This is a genomic window from Microbulbifer mixtoriginis (SeqCode) (genome assembly GCF_052466695.1).
Window position 1 is genome coordinate 1032790 of record NZ_CP174285.1, and the last position, 18669, is coordinate 1051458.

At 49.0% G+C, this 18669-nt stretch carries 25 protein-coding genes; 21 read left to right on the forward strand and 4 right to left on the reverse strand.

All coding sequences use genetic code 11. From position 1 onward, the window contains the following. Positions 1-842: 842 nt before the first annotated feature. Positions 843-1190: a hypothetical protein gene (locus ACJJI0_RS04465; protein WP_444884846.1), complete on the reverse strand. Its 348-nt coding sequence runs from the start codon at positions 1188-1190 to the stop codon at positions 843-845. A gap of 220 nt (positions 1191-1410) precedes the next feature. Here ACJJI0_RS04465 and ACJJI0_RS04470 point away from each other — a divergent pair, with 220 nt between their 5' ends. The 20 genes from ACJJI0_RS04470 to ACJJI0_RS04565 all read left to right on the forward strand — a co-directional run bounded on the left by ACJJI0_RS04470 (position 1411) and on the right by ACJJI0_RS04565 (position 11890). Continuing rightward, the gene (locus ACJJI0_RS04470) at positions 1411-1791 is read left to right on the forward strand and encodes a hypothetical protein (RefSeq protein WP_444884847.1); all 381 of its coding nucleotides are present in this window, start codon (positions 1411-1413) and stop codon (positions 1789-1791) included. Beyond that, entirely contained in the window at positions 1788-2177 is a 390-nt protein-coding gene (locus ACJJI0_RS04475; protein ID WP_444884848.1) for a hypothetical protein, read from the forward strand. Before ACJJI0_RS04470 ends, ACJJI0_RS04475 begins: the two co-directional genes overlap by 4 nt. Beyond that, the gene (locus tag ACJJI0_RS04480; RefSeq protein WP_444884849.1) at positions 2170-2352 is read left to right on the forward strand and encodes a hypothetical protein; all 183 of its coding nucleotides are present in this window, start codon (positions 2170-2172) and stop codon (positions 2350-2352) included. Before ACJJI0_RS04475 ends, ACJJI0_RS04480 begins: the two co-directional genes overlap by 8 nt. 91 nt (positions 2353-2443) lie before the next feature. Continuing rightward, entirely contained in the window at positions 2444-4255 is a 1812-nt protein-coding gene (locus ACJJI0_RS04485) for a replication endonuclease (RefSeq protein ID WP_444884850.1), read from the forward strand. A gap of 19 nt (positions 4256-4274) precedes the next feature. Continuing rightward, a complete protein-coding gene (locus ACJJI0_RS04490) occupies positions 4275-4637 on the forward strand; it encodes a hypothetical protein (protein WP_444884851.1) in 363 nt (120 codons plus the stop codon). Further along, positions 4634-4789 carry a hypothetical protein gene (locus ACJJI0_RS04495; RefSeq protein ID WP_444884852.1) on the forward strand — a complete coding sequence of 52 codons (156 nt, stop codon included), beginning with the start codon at positions 4634-4636 and terminating at the stop codon, positions 4787-4789. Before ACJJI0_RS04490 ends, ACJJI0_RS04495 begins: the two co-directional genes overlap by 4 nt. Next, positions 4786-5211 carry a hypothetical protein gene (locus ACJJI0_RS04500; RefSeq protein ID WP_444884853.1) on the forward strand — a complete coding sequence of 142 codons (426 nt, stop codon included), beginning with the start codon at positions 4786-4788 and terminating at the stop codon, positions 5209-5211. Before ACJJI0_RS04495 ends, ACJJI0_RS04500 begins: the two co-directional genes overlap by 4 nt. Beyond that, positions 5204-5725: a hypothetical protein gene (locus ACJJI0_RS04505; protein WP_444884854.1), complete on the forward strand. Its 522-nt coding sequence runs from the start codon at positions 5204-5206 to the stop codon at positions 5723-5725. Before ACJJI0_RS04500 ends, ACJJI0_RS04505 begins: the two co-directional genes overlap by 8 nt. Beyond that, positions 5622-6269 (forward strand): hypothetical protein, encoded by a 648-nt coding sequence (locus ACJJI0_RS04510; protein WP_444884855.1) that lies wholly within the window; start codon positions 5622-5624, stop codon positions 6267-6269. Before ACJJI0_RS04505 ends, ACJJI0_RS04510 begins: the two co-directional genes overlap by 104 nt. A 115-nt stretch (positions 6270-6384) precedes the next feature. Further along, a complete protein-coding gene (locus ACJJI0_RS04515; RefSeq protein WP_444884856.1) occupies positions 6385-6561 on the forward strand; it encodes a hypothetical protein in 177 nt (58 codons plus the stop codon). 2 nt (positions 6562-6563) lie between these two features. Further along, the gene (locus ACJJI0_RS04520; protein ID WP_444884857.1) at positions 6564-7394 is read left to right on the forward strand and encodes a major capsid protein P2; all 831 of its coding nucleotides are present in this window, start codon (positions 6564-6566) and stop codon (positions 7392-7394) included. 10 nt (positions 7395-7404) lie between these two features. Further along, positions 7405-7707, forward strand: coding sequence for a hypothetical protein (locus ACJJI0_RS04525; protein ID WP_444884858.1), 303 nt, complete (start codon positions 7405-7407; stop codon positions 7705-7707). After that, positions 7707-7919, forward strand: a complete 213-nt coding sequence (locus tag ACJJI0_RS04530; RefSeq protein WP_444884859.1) for a hypothetical protein — start codon at positions 7707-7709, stop codon at positions 7917-7919. The genes ACJJI0_RS04525 and ACJJI0_RS04530 overlap by 1 nt, the downstream gene beginning before the upstream one ends. After that, positions 7907-8284 carry a hypothetical protein gene (locus ACJJI0_RS04535; protein ID WP_444884860.1) on the forward strand — a complete coding sequence of 126 codons (378 nt, stop codon included), beginning with the start codon at positions 7907-7909 and terminating at the stop codon, positions 8282-8284. The genes ACJJI0_RS04530 and ACJJI0_RS04535 overlap by 13 nt, the downstream gene beginning before the upstream one ends. Further along, positions 8274-8969 (forward strand): hypothetical protein, encoded by a 696-nt coding sequence (locus ACJJI0_RS04540; RefSeq protein WP_444884861.1) that lies wholly within the window; start codon positions 8274-8276, stop codon positions 8967-8969. The genes ACJJI0_RS04535 and ACJJI0_RS04540 overlap by 11 nt, the downstream gene beginning before the upstream one ends. Then, on the forward strand, positions 8969-10603 hold the full coding sequence (locus ACJJI0_RS04545; RefSeq protein WP_444884862.1) for a hypothetical protein: 1635 nt from the start codon (positions 8969-8971) through the stop codon (positions 10601-10603). The genes ACJJI0_RS04540 and ACJJI0_RS04545 overlap by 1 nt, the downstream gene beginning before the upstream one ends. 8 nt (positions 10604-10611) lie before the next feature. After that, on the forward strand, positions 10612-11106 hold the full coding sequence (locus tag ACJJI0_RS04550; protein WP_444884863.1) for a hypothetical protein: 495 nt from the start codon (positions 10612-10614) through the stop codon (positions 11104-11106). Further along, positions 11103-11375: a hypothetical protein gene (locus ACJJI0_RS04555; protein ID WP_444884864.1), complete on the forward strand. Its 273-nt coding sequence runs from the start codon at positions 11103-11105 to the stop codon at positions 11373-11375. Before ACJJI0_RS04550 ends, ACJJI0_RS04555 begins: the two co-directional genes overlap by 4 nt. A 75-nt stretch (positions 11376-11450) precedes the next feature. Further along, the gene (locus tag ACJJI0_RS04560; protein ID WP_444884865.1) at positions 11451-11762 is read left to right on the forward strand and encodes a hypothetical protein; all 312 of its coding nucleotides are present in this window, start codon (positions 11451-11453) and stop codon (positions 11760-11762) included. Beyond that, a complete protein-coding gene (locus tag ACJJI0_RS04565; protein ID WP_444884866.1) occupies positions 11747-11890 on the forward strand; it encodes a hypothetical protein in 144 nt (47 codons plus the stop codon). The genes ACJJI0_RS04560 and ACJJI0_RS04565 overlap by 16 nt, the downstream gene beginning before the upstream one ends. A gap of 541 nt (positions 11891-12431) precedes the next feature. On the opposite strand, the gene ACJJI0_RS04570 is transcribed toward ACJJI0_RS04565, so the two are convergent. Further along, positions 12432-15452 carry an AAA domain-containing protein gene (locus ACJJI0_RS04570; RefSeq protein WP_444884867.1) on the reverse strand — a complete coding sequence of 1007 codons (3021 nt, stop codon included), beginning with the start codon at positions 15450-15452 and terminating at the stop codon, positions 12432-12434. Positions 15453-16101: 649 nt separating this feature from the next. On the opposite strand from ACJJI0_RS04570, the gene ACJJI0_RS04575 reads away from it, so the two are divergent. Next, entirely contained in the window at positions 16102-16995 is an 894-nt protein-coding gene (locus tag ACJJI0_RS04575; RefSeq protein WP_444884868.1) for an enoyl-CoA hydratase-related protein, read from the forward strand. A 230-nt stretch (positions 16996-17225) separates the two neighbouring features. On the opposite strand, the gene ACJJI0_RS04580 is transcribed toward ACJJI0_RS04575, so the two are convergent. Continuing rightward, positions 17226-17792, reverse strand: coding sequence for a carboxymuconolactone decarboxylase family protein (locus tag ACJJI0_RS04580; protein WP_444884869.1), 567 nt, complete (start codon positions 17790-17792; stop codon positions 17226-17228). A gap of 108 nt (positions 17793-17900) precedes the next feature. Next, positions 17901-18563 (reverse strand): peroxiredoxin-like family protein, encoded by a 663-nt coding sequence (locus tag ACJJI0_RS04585; protein ID WP_444884870.1) that lies wholly within the window; start codon positions 18561-18563, stop codon positions 17901-17903. Positions 18564-18669: the final 106 nt, after the last annotated feature.

An 18669-nucleotide genomic window follows, 5' to 3' on the forward strand; every position in this document is an offset into this window, starting at 1 on the left:
GGTAGATCAGGAGTTGTAAGCGTTAATGGCTCCGGCGGCCTTATGCAATTATCTAGCAGTTGCTACTGTCGCAACTAATACTTGGATACGGAATGAGCGAAATGGGATAAGCTCATCATTGAACTCTAGGTATATTCTATCATTTAAATCGACAATGTGTTCATCTAATTGGGTTATTCTTAGCGCCCTATGTATTGTTGGTGGTGTCGATAGGGATAGATGGTACAAGCGAATGATGTTGACGTTGCGATTGCAACTCCTTAGACCATTGGTGGAAGTAGAGGTGTCTACTCTCGGCTACCCAAAGTCCCATAAGATGGGCCTCAGACCATTGGTGGAAGTAGAGGTGTCTACTCTCGGCTACCCAAAGTCCCATAAGATGGGCCTCTGTTCTAGTCGTTGTTGCGGGGTCAGGCATATGGACGAATCGCGCAGTCATAGTCAAAAAATGCATCAAGCGGAGTAGGCCAACTTCATCAGAATAAGTGCGCTCTCGATCACCTGGATCAACGATTTCCTCTACTACAAGCCCATCCTCACTGTAATAACACCCTTGCATCTTGAACTAATCGCGCGAAGTAAATCAGGAATACAGGGAGGTTAGCGAAAATTAAATATTGTTGGACATCCAAGCTCTAGGCTCTAGGCTCTAGCAACGGTTTAGCACTCAAAATATCTATAATTTCATTAGTTGGAAATTAAGTGTTTTAGTTGGCAAAAACTAAGTACTTTAGTTGGACGTCCAAGCGGCAAATTACACGGAGAATCAACTGCTTACAAAATTACCGATATTCATTTGATATCGGATATTTCTCCATATATTTTCCATATAAATCAACAACTTAGGCGATCTGGGTGAGAGACTCCGTGAGGCTTAAAACGGCTGGATTGCCCAATAAATCACCAGTGGCCAAAATGGCTAGCGCAAAAACGCCTGCAATAGCTGAAATTTTGGGTGTGTGTTTGGCGGCGAGGCGGGCGAGGTTATCGAAAGCGGGGCTTTGTTGGGACCGTTCAGCTGCAAGGCTTAAGATGATTGACTCATCAGAAACCCCTAAAAAACTAGCCGCAATTAGTCCTTGTTCAAAAGTCATTTTGCCGCCGTGGTGCCGCATTTGATTGACTCGATTTGGGTGAACACCTAATTCCTGGGCCACTTTGTAATAGCTGCCGAGGCGCTCTTTCATCATGGCCAGAATGTCATTGGTCGTAAGCATTTCGCTCTCTCCCTCCTTAGATTATTTTTTCATTATAGGTTTTATACAAGCCTGCAATTAGCCTTAGGCGACTTGTATAGGGTTATTTCGCTTGTATAGAGTGTTGTTGCTCGCTGTTGAGTAGCCCCGCCAAGGAGTACCGGCGGGGCGTGTCGACAGTGAGCCGACACGATACAGCAAGCAAGGAACCGCTATGCAAACTTCACCTACTAATCAAACATTTTCGCTTGGGGTTATTGAATCTGAACTGAACCGACTGGGAGAGAGGCCGGTGGCTGATTTCCTTGAAGGGTTGCGCAACGGCATCGACGAGCGTATTGCCCAGACTCAGCACTGCGAAACCTCAAAACAGTACCCATGCCCAGTCTGTCACGGTGCAGGCTGGTTGATCCTCTCTGGCGATATCTTCGCCTTTTCTCCCAATGACAAACTACTGAAGCCCATACAGCGCACCAGCGGTAAGAATATCCGCGCGGGTGTATCCCTGGAGTGCCCGCGCTGCCTGGGTTTGCAATACGACTTGAAAGCCTTGGTGGACGCCTGGCGCGCGCAAGCGTTGGAGGTGGCCGCATGAGTGCCGCCCGCAAAATCCAACCCGATGACCCGCGCCGCGTTGCTCGTAAAACAGTTGCAGATATCGAGAAAGTTTTAGCCTCGGTGCGCTTTGGTAACCGCAAGCATTTAAACGATCAGCAAAAGCTGCAATTCCTGGTGCAGTCACTGCGGGCGCTTGATGCCAACTTGCGCGAGATTGGCGACAAGGCCGACGCGCTGCAAAAAGATTTTGAGCGAACCCGCCGCGATGTAGCCGCCGTTGACCACGGTGTGCGCTCTGGAATGGATGACCACTACCGCGCGCAGTATGTGGCGGCCTCAATCAATTTGCTGCAAAACCAAATCAAGAACGCCCTCAAAGATCTGGACGATATTCGCAATAGCGCCGGGGGTTCCCATGAATGATCAAAAAGCCAAGTGCATGCGCGTAGAGCTGGTTTTGGACCGCTCCGAATATGAGCGCTTTCTCGCGGTTACGCGGGCTGTGCGTGAGCGCCGCCCGGTAGGCCTGGGCCCTGCAACGGAAGTCTTGCAGGCATTTGATTATGGCCTAAGAGCTGCGAAGCCACTGGGAAAATAAGAGCTATGGAGGGACACGGTGCGGGGGCGGAATGTTTGGAGTTTTATTTTGGTCTTGCTGGTGTGCCTGCCTGGGATTGAGGCGGTAATTCGTGGAACAGATCACGGCACTAGAGCAATTCAACAACCGTATGCCGCGCGAGATTTGGCGGTGGCGGGATTCAGTTATCAGTCAGCACAAACCATTAGTATCCGACTTGGCCGGCATGTATGCGCGGAGCTGTCGGGAACATGGGTATGTGCAGGCCAACAAAAACCTTCGGGCAAATGCCGAGGCGTTGACCGCGCCGGTCTATTCGCCGTTGGTGCTTAACCTGGACGCGACGGCCTCGGCCACCATGGATGATGAGGATATCCGGGCATTAGCCGAAACAGCGGCTGAGTTTTGCAGCCAATTGCAGGGTGAGAGCGGCGGCGATATAGAGGCGATGAATGAGGAAATCGGCGGGCATGTCCGGGCCCATGGTGTTGAGTGGCCGGTGCCCGGTGAAATTCCTGATTGCTGGGATACCGAGAGAGTCCACAACACAATCACCCGCGCAATTTTGCAAGCCTGTGATGCCCGTTGGTGGCGTCGCCAGCTGCGCAAGAAGTTAGGTCGTCAAGTCGAAACGGTTTTACGTAACGGGGGCAGGGTGCAAAAGCGCAAGCAGCCTTATGTCAGTGACTGGGCCTATGAACGCTGGCAAAAGTCACAGCACCGCAACCGCGCACTACTGGAGAGCATGGAAGCAGTGAATGAGCTGGGTGAGACTATGAGTCTTGCCGAGGCGCAAGAGGGGAGCGTTTCCAACCCGGTAAACCGACGCAACGAACTGATGGTACGGCTTCGCGGATACGAGGAAATTGCCAAGGAGCTCAATTTGACTGGGCTGTTTCTTACCCTGACAGCGCCTAGTGCCTATCACGCGCGCCTACATCATGGGCCGGTCAATCCGAAATACAACGGGGCCTCTCCCGATCAGGTGCAGCGCTATTTGTCCGGGGTTTGGCAAAACATCCGGGCCAAGTGGAACAAGTTAGAAATCCGCACCTTTGGTTTCCGGGTGGCAGAGCCACACCATGACGGCACACCGCACTGGCACATGTTGCTGTTCTTCTCCCCGGGTGATGCGGAAACCGCGTGGCAGATTTTCCGGGCTGAGGCGCTTAGTGAAGATGGCGATGAAAAAGGGGCTGAAAAGCACCGGGCAGAACGCGAAGTGATCGACCCGGAACGCTCCGCTACTGGTTACATCGCTAAGTACATTTCAAAAAACATTGATGCTCATGGCGTAGACCTGGACGAAGAGGCAGAGCGCCCCGGCAGTGACGGTGCCGGCAGGGCTCGGGCCTGGGCTTCGCTTTGGGGTATCCGGCAGTTCCAGCAAATCGGTGCGGTGAGTGTGACCGTATGGCGGGAGCTGCGCCGCCGCCGCGAGCCCTTGGAAGAGTGGGAACCGGAAGAAGTGGAAGCGATTCGCGCGGCTTGTGATGCGGGCGACTGGAGAACCTTTGTTGAACTCATGGGCGGCCCAACGGTTAAGCGTGGTGATTCCGTTTTGCGTCCTTTCCACTTTGAACAGGGCGCGCCCTCAATCAGAGACAAAGAAGAGATACCGGTTAACCAATACGATCACGGCGTTTGCTCTCGCTATGGCGACGAAATCAAGCGCTTGCTGGGTGTAGTGATGCGCAATACAAGCCGGGTGGTTTCCACCCGTCAGCATGTTTGGACTATTCGCCGCAGTGGTGGCCAAGTGCGCGAGCTGCCAGAAAGTGACAGCACAAATAGAGCCCGGTTAATGCCAGGGTTCACTATGGATCAAAAGTCGCTCGATGAGCGCATAGGAATTCAGATTGCCGCCGCAATGCGGCGGGAGAACGGACCGGCGCAGCCGGGCCGCTTGGACTTGTGTCAATAACTGTAACCCTGGAGGAACCATGGGCAAAAACAGGCAAAGGAAATACATGGAAAGGCAAGCCAGGAAAGGCGCGGTTGACCCGCGACCGATACCGGAAAAGGAAAGGCCGGCAACCCCTGTTCAACAGCAGGGGGAACCTAAGTCCGTGGAGAGGCTGCCACCTCCGCCTAAACCTGAAACAGAGAAGAAACAGGAGTTTTCAGCTGAGGATTTGCAAGCGGCTGCAACTCTTCCCATTCGTATTGTGGGGCCATCAGGTGATCTTCTAATGAGTACAACCCCAATGCAGGTACTCGAGAGAAGCAAGGCGGCGGGTTTGAACCTTGACGAGTTTGAACTGTGCCTGAAAGTTTCCAATAACCTGACGGGGAACATCCATTGAATGACTACTGGCGCGAGGCCCGCGCAATAGTGCGTGTTTGGGTCTGGTCTGGCGCAGTGGCGCGGGTACTGCTGGCGGCTGCGCCAGTAGTAGCCGTTGGGGCTTTTGCGTTGGGCGGGGTATCGGTGACGGTTGAAGGGGGGATAGCGTGAGCGGAAAGCGACAACCACAAAACCCGGTAATTGGGCACTGGCAGTGCCCGGAAGGTAGCAAGGCCGAAGTGAGGCAGGCTGCGAAAAGAGGTAGGCACTTTTACACCTCCTGCGACTGCTGCGGAGTGAACATGGGCGCAGGGGCGGCGCGCCAGACAAAAATCTGGCGAGAGGCTGAATTCCTGCAGGGAGCTGATGTTTTTAAGCCTTCCAACGTGAGTGACGAAGGGCAGGGGGAAGCGTTGCCAGCTGTTCAGAGTGAAGCGGCAGCAAGCGAACCACAAAGCGAACCTGTAGGCGAGCGCTGGCGCCCTGGTGAAGAGGAGGAGCACCAGGAGGAGCCGGAAGAAAATCCAGCGGCAACCTGGATAGCGTTGGGCGTTGGCGTGGCGGCCTTGGCTGTGGGGGTTCTGAATGGATGAGTTAGAGCGCATGGCGCAACAGGCGGAAACGGAAGAGAAGGCGCGTGATGCGGAAGCGGCAGAAAGTGAAGCGAATGAAGCAAAGCCGGAACCGGAAAAGCTGGTGCCGATGGAAGCGGCAGAAAACCGCGCGCAGTCAATTCTGAAGATTGCCGAGGGGGCCTGTCAGATGTTCATTGATGGGCGTCTGGTGCTGGAACAGGAAGAAGAGGAGTTAGGTATCAACTCCCTGGCACCGGCTATTCAGAAATATGAGTTGGCCGGCACGGGTACCGGACGCATTCCATACCAAGAGGAAGTGACGGCTGGTTTTTATATCGGCGGTTTGATTCGCCGGATTATTAAGGCCGTTAAGGCGCTACGCCAGCACGACAGGGAAGAAGAGAATAAACGCGAGGAGGCACACCGCAATGGCGCGCAACGAGAACACCAAACATCGCAACAATCACAGCCTGTATCTAGCGAAGTCGGGATATGGCAAAACACAGACGTTGCGCCGGCGATCAGGAATTGAGGAACGTGGAAAAGTAATCCTTTGGGATCCAAACAAGGACCACGATGCTGATGCTCGCTATACCAAATTAAGCGAATTTTTCCGGGGGCTGGCATCGGCGGAGCGTTCCGGCAGGGCTTACCGCGTGGCTTATGTTGGTGATGCTCACCCAAACCATTTTGAACAGTGGGCACAGGCTGCATGGTCCATTCTGGACGGTAACCGCTTAACCTATTTACTGGTTGAGGAGTACAGCAATTGCTGTCGCACCCCTGGCCCCCTGGAGCTTGAGCGGGACTACTACCACCGCATGCTATGGACTCAGGGCCGGAAGTACGGCGCTGTGATTCATGCGACCAGTCAGCGCCCCCAGCTAATCACCAAAGACGCGCTTGGTAATGCTGGGCATATCTGGGCAGGGCGCATGGATAGCAAGGCTGCTCGATCTGTAGCGGATGAGGTAGATGTACCCTGGCAGGAGTTTAAATCAATGGAAGTGGGGCAGTTCTACTATCGTGCGGAAGGTGGAGACGCTGAAAAAATCCAAGTATTCACCCCGATTTAGGCGAAAAGTGAAGCGGTGAAGCGAAAAGGTGAAGCGGACACCGCTTGACCAGTGAAGCGGAACCCATGTGACAAATTCCCTCGCATTTTGTGTTTCAACCAATTTCGAGGGACTAATGTCCATGCTTCCAAACTCTGTTGACCGCGCTGTGCGCGATAACGTCGACAAAAAAATTGTTATCTCTTCGGCGATTGGTGCCGCGCTCTTGGGTGTTGTCACTTTCGTGGCCGTTAAAACCGGCATCAAACCGTTAGCCAAAGCCGCGCGCGTGGCCAAGAACGGGAGCAAATAAGAATGCGTAATACATTCCGCCTTGCTCCCGCTGAGGGTGTTGCCCCTGGTGTAACAGCAACTATTAACCTCCCTGGCCCACGCTGCTATCACGACGTCACTATTCAAACATCGTTTCCGCGCTCACAAATCAACGCAATTCGAATCGTAGCTAATAACCGCACGGCGCAGGAGTACACCGGTGAGGCTATCGACGTGATCAACGCGTTTGATGGCAGGCAGAAAGGCGATGATACCTATATAACAATCCCGTTTGATCAAACGGGCCTCAAGGTGCGCATGTTTGAGGAGCTGACAGCCTTCAACGTGGGCTCAATGGAAATCAAAAACGGCGTTGCTACTGGGGTAATCCTCAGTGATCTGGAAATACAGATCGATATTGATGCCAGCGCTAACAACCCGCGCATTCTCAATAGCTGGGCGACTATTTCGCCGGTAAAAGAGGGTGGCCCTGGGGCCCTGCGTACTATCTACCGGCTTCCGGGTGTGTCCGGCGTTACTGGCCGTTGGGATTACGATAAATTGCCTAAAGGCACCCGTAATTCGCAGTATTTGTCTCGCCTGTTTATCAAAACCAGCCAGATTACCGAGCTGGAAATTGAGCGTGACGGCCGAACTATCTGGGAGCGTACCGCGGGCCTTAATACTTGGAAGCAAAACGACGGCGAGCGCTTCCCGCAAGCCGGCTGGTTTGTAATTGACTTCTCAGAAGAGGGCTATGGAGAGAATAAGCTTGATTGCCGTACAGCGCGTGACTTGCGCTTAAAGCTGACCAGCGCCGCCGCTGAAAACGTAGAAATGTTTGCTGAGTACATCGGCGAGCTGGAAGTCTAAGGGGGCGGCAATGTCTGACGCATCAAACCCATTTCTTGATTTCACAAAAGTCATGGTCGGTGGCGTCCTGTCTTGGAAGCAAATGGACAGGCCTGAACCCTTGCCAGCTCAGCCTGACAATGCCACCGCTGTTCCTGCCTATCCCTATCAGCCCAATACCGTCTATGGCGGGCCCGGAATGACTGCGGTGAATACGGCCGCAGTCGGCGCACCCTATCAAACCAATGTGGGCGGCCTCACCTTTGATAATCGCTTCCTGCTGTTATCGGGGCTTGCCGTGGGTGCGGCAGTTCTATTGAAGGTGGCCAAATAATGCTGGGGTCATTGACAAGCCTGACAGGGGGCGGTGGCCTTGATATGGGTGTGGGCCCATCGACGGCTAGCGGCGGAACGGCCAGCACGGGCGGCAGTGGCAACCGCTCTTTTACTTTTAACAATGCGGGCGGTTCAGGTGGGCTAAGTACCCAGCAAATGCTGATTGGTGGCGCCCTGGTTTTGGGGGCTTTGTACCTATGGAAGAGGTAGCGTTCACGCCTACTGCCTGGCCAAACACTGCCGCAGAAGATGCATTCAACAGGGTGCCGGGGGTGCTGCATGATTACGTGCTGCAGGAACTGCGAGACGGGGGGGCACAACTTTACCGGGTGAGTTCCTCGGCTGGTCCTGGCTGGCTGGTGACCCGTGTAGAAGAAAGGGAGCTTGTGTTGTGTGCGGCAGTGGGTGCGGGGCTGGTGCCAGCTCTGCGCGCAATTACTGCGGGTGCTCTCGGTGCAGGCTATGACACTGTGCGCTGCCACTCTGGGGATTGGAGGGTAGAACAGCTCTACCAGCGCGCAGGATTGAAATTTTTAGAGGTTGTCTATTGTGCGAGGGTAAATTGTGGGCGGTAAATCCAAATCGAGGAGTAGCCAGCAAACTAGCCAGAATGAACAGACGTGGAACTTCGTCGAGGGTACTGGCGACGGCGACCGCCTAAACCTGGGATTGTCTGAAGGGGCCAGGGTAGGCGATATCAGCATATCCAAAACAGACTACGGCGCTATCGGCTCGGCGGAGCGTATGACCCGCATTGCATTCGATACAGCGACAGAAATGAATCGGGGCTCAAGGGATTTAGGGCTCACTGCGATAGAGGAAACGATAGGCGCAGCCAATAACTTTGCCGCTCGTAGCTTCGATGCAATGGAGGATGGTTTCGACTTTGCCCGCGATACCAACCGCGACTCACTAGATTTTGCGGAGCGCTCCCAAGCTGAAAGCTATTCGTTTGCCCGCGAAACCAATAGTAAAAGTATGGACTTTGCGCGCGAGAGCTTGGACTTTGCCCGCGATGCCAATACCGACAGTCTGGATTTCGCCTCTAACACAATGGCGATGTCTATCGCCGCAATCACTAAGGATGCGGACGCATCCCGCAAGCAAACAGCGGACCAAATAGACCGAGCCTTTACCCTGGCGACAATGCACAGCCGTAGTGAGGGCGCTGAGGCTATGGATAAAACGGTTAAGGTTCTAGGGTGGGGCGGTGCGGCCTTTGCCTCAATCGCAGTTTTGGCAATGTTTAGGGGTAAATAATGACTATTAAGAATATGGCGCCATATCGCCGCGAGTTACAGCCTCAAGTACCTATAACAATCGAGGCCGGCGGCGAGTTTGTTTTTATCGATCAGGGTGAAAATTTAGAAGTCCGAGTGGATGGCATGATCATGCCAAACCGGAATGCCGGCGATATTATGCGCATCAATGGGGCGTTTAAGCGGGTAACAGTGACTAGCTCCGTTGAGCAGGTGGCGGTCTTGATTATTGGCTTTGGTGAATACAATCGGCTGATTATCTCTGGGGAGCTGAATATCTCGCCTTATGTGACTACTCATCACGGCACCAGCTCTACGCTTCCTATGGATGTTACAAAGACTGTAACCCTGGAAAATGCAGAGCAATGGAGCGCCCTGGCAACCGATAAATATGTTAAAGATTCTACGACCATACCAGCGGACTGTGACCAAAACGGGGGAATCTATTTCCATGATGGGAGCGTATACGCGCTAACCCGCGCAGGTCTGGCAAAATATGAAATCGGTGACGGGCTACAAAAACCGTTCGATCCTATATTAACTGCGCCCAAAGAAATTATTAAATGGAAAAATACAGATGGGAGTGATGCGGTTTTATCGCACAATGAAGACGCTCATTCTGATGGTCATACTAATCTAGGGGTTTTTACCTCCTTCGGGGGGCTGACCATTACACCAAGTGGGGAAATTTGGTTTTCACTTGATGGGCGAGTTTATAAAAGCCATTTAAGCCACATGCGAATAGAAAAATTTCGTTGGTATGAATTCACCGCAGATCACAAACCGCATAGGCAAAATGACTATATCTTTGGTGCATTCCCTATAGGTTTTTCTCGCGGGAAATATCACTTTTTGCATTACTTCGACCATCAATATACTAAGGCTGATAGTGAGTGGGCGAATATTGCCAGCAATTTTAATATCCACGGCGATAAATTTTTAATGTCGTTCGACCCATTGACCAATAAGGTTGAATATAAAAATGTTGGTAGCCTCGCCAATGTTGCCGGCGGTGATGCTCAGCCTAAATGCGGCTTTGTCAATGAAGAGGGTAATTTGTGCATCTCCGTAGTGAACAGTGAAGACTTTGACAGGAACTGCCACGTAATCGACCCAACCGAGGGTAAAGAAATAACAGATAAAAAATATTCTGTGTTTATTGGGTTGGAAAATAGCGCATGGCCCGCGTGGAATGCGGCCGCGTTGGGGCACGGTTACGCGGTGTCAGAAAACGGAACCTTTATGGCCGTTATATCATATTCCGGTGAGATTACTGTAACACTCACAAAGGACGTTACTGTATATGCGCAATTTTCTATTAAAGACCCCGGCGCCGATGACAGTACAAAGTTGCACTATAGCCTGTCCCGTTGGCGTCCAATTCTGCCTTATAAGCTAGGGCACAAAATGTATGGCGGAATCATTGAAGTAATTCTGGGTGCGATGCTTCAGCGCACACCGCCGTCAAACTATTTGGATTACGTCACTAAATTAGTTAACGATAATGGCCGTAATACGATTACCTATAACGCCGGTACTAACTCTTTTTACAAGAAGGGTTTAGGCGATGACCGCATCTCTTTTTTGAATAGTGATTACACGATTGGGCTTTTGCCTGATTTCTTTGAGCAATGAAAAGGGTAATGCTCACCGCGCTGGTGGGTGCGGTAGCTATCGGAATAGGGGGGCGGTTTGTGACGCGGCCTAAATTGAATCACTTCTCTCGCGATGAGTTCGGAATCTGGTATCCGTTAATGTCGGCGGACCTGCTGCAGCGATTGGATCGGTTCCGCACAGAGTGGGGCGGTCGGGTGATTGTCTCAAAAGCGGAAGGCGGAATAGGGCGAGAGGATGACAGTAACAGCCAGCACAATGTAACTCGTTGGGGTGAAGTGCTGGCGATCGATGTATTCCCGCAGGTGCAGGATGTACAGGGTAATTGGCACTACCTGAATAGCCCGGAACAGCTGGAGCGCGCCTATCAGGTAGCGCGTTCTGTTGGCTTTACTGGTATTGGTTTATATACCGATACACAGCCCGGTCACATGGTACATCTGGATGTTCGCCCTGGTGATCATATCGCCACATGGTCGCGCATTGCCGGCGAGTATCGCGGAATTAGTGAGGCGCTGGCGTGAGTGTAAAGGTACAGATTGATGGTGTGATGGTGCTCACAGGGGTTGCGGTTGGTGCCGTTGGGCTGGCGTGGTGGAATCGCCAATCCCTGGTCAACCTAGTTAACCCAACGCATCAGGACAACATTGTGAACCGAGCCGCAAAAGAAGTGGTTGGAGAGGATAATCTTCGGGGCTTTTTCGACCGTGTTTTTGGTGCGGTCGATCTGGTGAACCCGTTAAATGAATCAGATGATTATGCGCGGCAAGTATGGGGGCTTGATCCAATATGAAAAAGTTTTTAATTACAGTGGCTGCGGGCGTTACAGCGGCAATGATAGTGCAAGCCCTAAATAGCAGGCAGCAGCGTGTCTAGTGTTGCGCTGGCGGCGCTTGGATTTATAAAAAGTTGGTGGGATTCTCGGCAAGAGTCTCGCGTAGCTGAAACACAGGCGCGCGCACTGAGGATACAGCACGGAATACCGGGCTGGGCAGATGAGTTTTTGATTGCGGTTTGGTCTTATCCGTTTATTGCCCAGTTTATGCCTGGGTTGCGAGAAAGTGCCGCCCAGGGACTCACGGCGGCAGCCGCATTACCTGAGTGGTATATAGCCGGTTTTATGTCGATATCTTTTGCCGTGTTTGGGATCAATAAATTATTTCAGTGGAAGAAGATTTAGTGGAATTTGATTTAGGAACTTTCTTGTCGGCGGCCTTTGGTGCGGGCGCTGCTTGGGCTGCAATTCGAACTGATGTGGTTGCTTTACGCCGTGATGTAGACCGTTTGATGCGTAAAGTTTTTGACTGAGAATATCGGATGAGTGCGCAGAAATTTTGCGTCATTAGCTAAAAAATTAGTTTTAACGCATTTTGTGAGGAAAAACGCTATATATTTTTTTGTTATTAAAACAGGCTAATATTTGTGCAAGAAGTGGGAAATTTGGCTCAAATGGCGCGTTTTTATAGGTTGTTAGGCTCAGTTTGAAATTAGACTCTTGACAGTGTCGGAATTGGTACTAGGACAGATATTCTAATCATTCCGATATTCACAAATATCGGAAATAACAGGGCCCTAGTTTGACCTACGTATCGATTTTTCTTAGCTGATTTTTCTCAATTTCCATGTCTCTTTCTGTCCTCGGTACGCTGAGTGCGATGTGGCCGGACCTGTATCTGGTCCAGCTCTCCTATCATTTCACACAATACGTCCATAACACTTTTTGGGAGATGCCCCCTGATTTGCCTGTTCTTGTTACGCGAGCACTAACAACTGTTGGGCTGAGGTAATATGTCTGCCCTATTGTCTCTAGAGCCCAGCCCCAGCGGTATTCAGGCATAAGATAGATTATTTATGCAGGTAAGGTTGTATTAATCGTTTTCAACTCACGCCTCAACATTCCTGAAGGTGATCCACTTGCTCCCACGCCAAAGACCTCAGGGTGCCCGAAAACAATAAACGAATCCTTAGCACGGGAAACTGCCACATTTAGCATGTTGCTTCCTCTATCGTAGAATTTCGCAGTAGCTTTGTTGTTTTCGCCATAAACACTGGAAAATATCACTAATAACCGCTCATCCCCCTGAAGCTTGTGAACTGTACCAACTGTAAGCCCATGAATACCGTACTGCTGAAGAAGTTTCTCAATGACTACTGCTTGTTTACTGAACGGCGTAACTATTCCCACAGACTTTTTTAATACTTCAGTATCGCTCAGCTGAATCATCTTTTCATCCTGCTTTCTCGCGTAATCAAGAATAGTTGTTCGTTCATTGCATAACCAGCGCACAATGGCTGTGGCCTCTTCTGAATTTGCTCGACTTCCACCTATGGAATGTGATGGAGAAAAAACTTCATGAAAACTCATCGTGCCCCATGGTACATCTAACTTTGGATTTCCTCTAAGCGCGTCAAGCTCACCCTTGTAGACCAACTTGTTACAATATTTAATTATGTCGTCATAGCAGCGACGATGTTCAGTAAGATATAAGCCTCTAGATAATTTCTCATACTGATGATATTTCGATTGACGCTGAGCGACTCTCATCACATTGCCACTGCTTGCAAGCAGCCCACTTTTCTTCCAAAACTCTTCATATTGCTGCATATCGTTAAGAAGACCAAGCTGATTGAGGTTCGCCAAATCAATTGTTTCTGGAACACTCCATACAGGCTCAATTTGATCTGTATCGCCGACAATCAGTGCTCTTCGCGATAATGAAAAACTGGCTGCTGAAACTTCAGTCAACGCCTGACCAGCTTCATCGACGATCAACAAATCTATTTCTTCAAAAAGTGGTTTATCTTCTCCGCGATAAGCCGTAAAAATAGCTGGTAACATATAGAACGTGGAAACGAAACAGGGAGTCAGTTTTGCATGCCTACGATATCGCCTAGGCATTGTTGTGGGTGACCTTTCATACTCATCAGGGTTTAGTAGAAAACTGTCAGTTTCTTCAATCCACCTTGCTTCCCAGTAGTGAGTTGCCACCTTAAAACTTGTAAACCGCAATGTACGATCAACAATTTCTGCACATTGATCCGCAAGCCCTTTTGTAAACAGCTCTTTCGGTCGATATTGTGCAATCAGGTTTTCAATATCTTTTCTGGCTGAAAGATAGTTAGTCAACACTTTCTTGTATTGCGTTAAGCGATTTTTAAGGATTGCTAGATCCTCTTTTAAGCCACTACATTTTCTTTTAAACCAAGCATCTACCTCGTCATCAGAGAAATCTTCCACATGAATGCTATCAAACCATCTGCTAAGCAGCCTTTCAGTTTTCCGATATTCGATTTTTCGAATTGTGGAAATAAACATTAAAAAATGTATGAAAATAGATCGGCCTTCCCATAGCTCGCAAACCATTTCGTGTTGTTTTTGTGCTTCGTGCAGTTTTCTATTAACATTCTCAATCTTCGATTGATGGTCTTTTATTACTGATTTCATATCTTCAATCGATTTTGCGATAGAGAGCAAGCTTGACTCTGACTTGATAAATCTTTTCTTGATGCTTGCTGCATTAGAGATTTTGCTAACAAGGCCCTTTAGGTTGTGATGAAGAATTGATTTTGCATCCCCTACTTTTTCTATAGTCCTTCCATGCCATGTAGATGCTCGCTGGAGATATGTCTTTTTAGCTACATCAATATATTCTTTATTTTGGTACTTCCTGATAGTACCATCACCACTAGAGTCCATATGCAAGTAAGGAGTACTTTTCTTTTTATCCGCCGCACAACAGTAAAGACCATAGCTGTCCAAGTCAGGTAACCACCGTCCCTTAAGCGACTCATCAAGCCCGTCTTCGTCCACCTTTGCGAAGCTTTCCAAGATATTCGTTACAGCTTGATTATTATTCGAAGCTGCAACAATCAAAGGGGGGGCAGATTCATTCAGTGCAGCAGTAGTCCAAAGGTTCGCTACAATACTACGAAGTAGAGTTGTTTTTCCCGTACCGGGAGGACCATTAATGGCGAGAATTTCTCCATTCTTTTGCTTAGAAGAGTAATGTAATCCATTTCGTTGGTGGTTTGATAGTGCAAACTCTCCCGTCATTTGAGCTATATGATAAGCTTCCCCTACTTCGTTATGAACAAGCATTTCATGGGGGATTAGTTTCAGGTCATTTGCGCCTACAAAACGGCGGTACAGCAATGGATAATTTTCTCTCGCTAACAATGTTTCGAGCACACCAATAATTTTGGCCTTCGCTCCTACGACTGGAGGCTCTATTTGGAAAAGACATTGCCCCGAAACTGTGTACTCAGAATGCAAAGGAACTTTAAAAAGAAGCGCATCTGCTGAAATACTCTCAGTTTCTTCGTAATGAACCGCGGTAGCCAACATGGCTTCACAGTGGGACACTAAATCTGCCCAAGACTCAATTCCTTCATACGGATTCAAAGTCAAAAACTCATCTACATTTGAGAATTCCGCAAAAGGTTGGGTCGCACTTGTATTTGGCGACAGCCATTCCCTGGGTATCCAGGCTGCGCGACTACCAGGTAATAAAGTTCCATTTCGTTGCAGCCGTACAAACACGCACAAGGGTGTAAGAACCTTACGTTTTAATACGGTGCTACTGCCTCTCTGATAATTGTAGATATCAATCCTGGGTAGAAGGACAAGTTCCACTTCATTTAGCGGTGGGGATTTAGGCTTTTGCCGTCTATTGATTATTTTTTCTGCCAGGTCTCGTGGAATGCACCCTTGACTCCAGATGCTCGCTGGTTGAGCAATATATGCGACTGACGCCTTTGTGGGTTTACTGTGCCCTAGGGCTGGAAGTAGATCCTTATCTGCCGGACAAAGTCGCTCGCCGTCAACTAATGATTGCTTAAAATATGACGTTAACTTGTGAGTGAATTCCATATCAAAGTGACTCAACAATCCAAATTTTGAATAATACTCTATGAGATTTTATCAATCATTCACCTGTCAAAATTGACCGAAAGTTAGCCCAATCAATCGAAGCCATCGCAGTCGGTTGCTTAAGATGAATGAGAGCAAGCGAATCTAGTTTTTGAACCATATCATAAGGCGTTGCTGGTCTAACGAAGTGCGCTAAAATTATCTGCCAGATTGCAATCAAATTGTAAGTAGTATTGTGAACTCGAAATTTCCTTTTTTCAGAAATTTGTAAGATTTCTGTTTCGGTCACGGATTCTAAAAAAAGACATGGTGGAAATAAAAAAATCAAAAGGACTGTGTTTAATAGTATTCTAAGGTGCATGATTGCCGCTTTTCCCATCGAATACCCAAGTAAAGTTAAATAAATGCAGAAGCCTTAAGGGATAAATATTAAGAATCAGTATGTCACTATATAATCACTACTGGAGCCAATGTGCAAGATCTCGTTGTGCTAGCAAATAAAAGTTTATTATGTGTAGAAGGTTCTTCCGTACTAGGTTGCGTTAAATATTGATTAAATCTTAATTTAGCCTGGATTAAATTCCTATTTGATGTATCAAGGGTAGGTTTTAAATATTACTTCAACGCCACATGATAAAGGTCTTATGACATGGAAAATCATCATATTAAATACGAGCAAAATGGCCCTGTAACCATCGTTACTTTTAACCGTCCAGAGGTTAAGAACTGCATTGGGACACGCGCTCACCGCGAGCTGGTAGATGCATTTGATCGCTTTCGTACCGATGACGGAGCTAAAGTTGCGGTAATCACCGGCGCTGGCGATTCTGCATTTTGTGCAGGGGGTGATTTGAAAAGCAATCTTGCTGCAACCGAACCCACCAATCACCCCGATCCTGACAAGGCGGTTTTATGTCCTGTAGAACCTGCTGATATTGCCCGGCATAATCGAGGTGAAGCTCCAGGCATTATAGGTCCATCCCGCTGGACCGATATTTATAAGCCTATCATTGCGGCTGTGAACGGAATTGCTTATGCGGGTGGCTTTGAGTGGGCATGTTTTGCCGATATGCGGATTGTAGAAGAACACGCATCCTTTGGAATGACCTGTCGTCGTTGGAATATCGGCTTAGCCGATGGTGGTACTCAGCGTTTGCCGCGTATTGTTGGTATGGGACGAGCGCTGGAGTTAATCATCACGGGAAAAGTTATTAATGCTGAAGAAGCTTATCGCATTGGATTGGCCAACGAAGTGGTGCCAAAGGGAGCCGCATTAGGTCGTGCCGTTGAGCTAGCACAGTATATCTCTACCCTTCCCCAGCCAGCGATTCACTCTGATAAAGAAGCCGCCATTCGTGGTTATGGAAAGGATCTTGATGAAGGTCTACGAATTGAGGCTGAGTGCTTCAACCGATTATTCAGCGACTCTGAATCCAAAGCAGAGCTGTCCGAAGGCTTGAGGCGCTTTAACGAGCGCGATCATCCTGACCGAGTGCGAGGACAAGCTAAAACGCCCGGCATTATTCGTAGCGAAATGGAGTAATTGCGATAAGCCAAAAGAAGGCTGTATTTAAGAGAATATATTGTTTAGGGTCTTAGATACCACGAATATATCTCGGGCAATGTAGTAGAGGCCTATAGTGGCCTCACTACTTTGGTAAATCAGTGGGGTTCTTATCGTCACTTTTATGATCTGGACAGCCGCCCTCTTCCCAAGGCCCAGTTTTTATTAGACGCATGAATCGGATACATGTTGTTTATTTGCTTTTACGCTCAACCATTCGAATCCATATCCTTACTCCAAGCCATTGGTAAAAACGCATCATCGAGACTGACATTCAGATTGTGGGTAGAGTAATTCGAGAGTACTTTTAGACTAGTTCCAACTATCACCTCTAGAACCGTCTCTTTCGTATAACCTGCTGCAAGAAGCGCCTCAACCTCCTCTTCTGTAGCCCATCCACGTTTCTCATTGATAATGACACTGAATGCTCGGAGCGCTTCGAGTTTAGGATCATCGAGTGTTTTGCCGCTACGCAGCGCCTTGATTACATTTTCATCTACACCGGCCATTTTGCAAACGGCGGTATGCGCAGCCATGCAGTAGGTGCAACCGTTTAGGCGGCTGTTTGTCATCAGGATTATCTCTCGCTCCGTTTCGCTCAAACGAGATTTATCGAATAATCCCATAAGTGTTAGGTAGCTCTCTACCATTACAGGTGACTCGGCCATAGTTGCCATTAGATTGGGTACAAATCCCATTTTCTTTTTAGCGGCTTCTAGAGTTTGCTTAGAGGCTTCTGGTGCGGTTTCAATTGTGTAACGTGTAAAATTGACCATGAGTCTTACCATATAAGTTGGGTTTTACGGTGCTCGATATCGGTTTTCATTGAGTGCTTCCACCTCTTTGGCGCTAGTCAGCGCTAAAGAGGTAGAGGTGTTTACATACTATGCAGTTGTAGACTGACTCAGCTTTTCAAGCACGGGAAATAAGTCGCTGGGTTCGGGGCGACGCGTATAGTCAGGATTCACCTCCGCATATGCGATTGTTCCATCGGTATCTATGACATATCTTGCTGGCATAGGTAAGTTCCACGCGCCGTCACGATGGATGGTCGGGAGTTCGACTTTGAACACCTTGTGGAACTCAATTACATAAGATTGTAATGTCCAGCGGATACCAAGCTTTTCAGCAAGCTTTCCGCTTTGGTCAGTCAGAATTGAGAAGCTTAGCTTGTTATCTCTCTGAGATTTACGGCTTTCAGCGGGCCCTTGCATGGAAATAGCAACCAGGGTTGCGCCACGCGCTTTGATCTCTGCAGCAACTTCTTCTAACGCTTGCAGCTCAATATTGCAGTACGGGCACCACACGCCTCGATAGAACGTTAGAATAACGGGCCCTTTGGCAAGGAGTTCTTCCAGGGCAACGTCGTTACCGTCTGAATCTGGCAATGTAAAGTATGGGACTTTCTCCCCTACTTTAATCGAACGTTCAACTTGGCCACTAGCAGCCAATTCCTTGGATGATCTGGCAAAGGCTTCAAATGCTCCTTGCGGGGCCTGTTGCTTAAATACTTCTTTGAAAGCATCTAGTTTGTCTTGAAGAGACATAACCTATTCCTCTAATGGTTTAAAGTTTGGAAGCGCGAGCTTTGGGTAAGCCTTCGATGGACCAAGAGGCGACGTACTTAACTCTCCAATTGGCCTCTATGCAGGT

Coding starts and splice junctions, on each gene's coding strand:
- ACJJI0_RS04465 (WP_444884846.1), bottom strand. CDS start 1,190: ATGATGAAAGAGCGCCTCGGCAGCTATTACAAAGTGGCCCAGGAATTA.
- ACJJI0_RS04520 (WP_444884857.1), top strand. CDS start 6,564: ATGCGTAATACATTCCGCCTTGCTCCCGCTGAGGGTGTTGCCCCTGGT.
- ACJJI0_RS04505 (WP_444884854.1), top strand. CDS start 5,204: ATGGATGAGTTAGAGCGCATGGCGCAACAGGCGGAAACGGAAGAGAAG.
- ACJJI0_RS04475 (WP_444884848.1), top strand. CDS start 1,788: ATGAGTGCCGCCCGCAAAATCCAACCCGATGACCCGCGCCGCGTTGCT.
- ACJJI0_RS04580 (WP_444884869.1), bottom strand. CDS start 17,792: ATGGTCAATTTTACACGTTACACAATTGAAACCGCACCAGAAGCCTCT.
- ACJJI0_RS04470 (WP_444884847.1), top strand. CDS start 1,411: ATGCAAACTTCACCTACTAATCAAACATTTTCGCTTGGGGTTATTGAA.
- ACJJI0_RS04570 (WP_444884867.1), bottom strand. CDS start 15,452: ATGGAATTCACTCACAAGTTAACGTCATATTTTAAGCAATCATTAGTT.
- ACJJI0_RS04480 (WP_444884849.1), top strand. CDS start 2,170: ATGAATGATCAAAAAGCCAAGTGCATGCGCGTAGAGCTGGTTTTGGAC.
- ACJJI0_RS04535 (WP_444884860.1), top strand. CDS start 7,907: ATGGAAGAGGTAGCGTTCACGCCTACTGCCTGGCCAAACACTGCCGCA.
- ACJJI0_RS04550 (WP_444884863.1), top strand. CDS start 10,612: ATGCTCACCGCGCTGGTGGGTGCGGTAGCTATCGGAATAGGGGGGCGG.
- ACJJI0_RS04575 (WP_444884868.1), top strand. CDS start 16,102: ATGGAAAATCATCATATTAAATACGAGCAAAATGGCCCTGTAACCATC.
- ACJJI0_RS04585 (WP_444884870.1), bottom strand. CDS start 18,563: ATGTCTCTTCAAGACAAACTAGATGCTTTCAAAGAAGTATTTAAGCAA.
- ACJJI0_RS04510 (WP_444884855.1), top strand. CDS start 5,622: ATGGCGCGCAACGAGAACACCAAACATCGCAACAATCACAGCCTGTAT.
- ACJJI0_RS04525 (WP_444884858.1), top strand. CDS start 7,405: ATGTCTGACGCATCAAACCCATTTCTTGATTTCACAAAAGTCATGGTC.
- ACJJI0_RS04490 (WP_444884851.1), top strand. CDS start 4,275: ATGGGCAAAAACAGGCAAAGGAAATACATGGAAAGGCAAGCCAGGAAA.
- ACJJI0_RS04515 (WP_444884856.1), top strand. CDS start 6,385: ATGTCCATGCTTCCAAACTCTGTTGACCGCGCTGTGCGCGATAACGTC.
- ACJJI0_RS04545 (WP_444884862.1), top strand. CDS start 8,969: ATGACTATTAAGAATATGGCGCCATATCGCCGCGAGTTACAGCCTCAA.
- ACJJI0_RS04530 (WP_444884859.1), top strand. CDS start 7,707: ATGCTGGGGTCATTGACAAGCCTGACAGGGGGCGGTGGCCTTGATATG.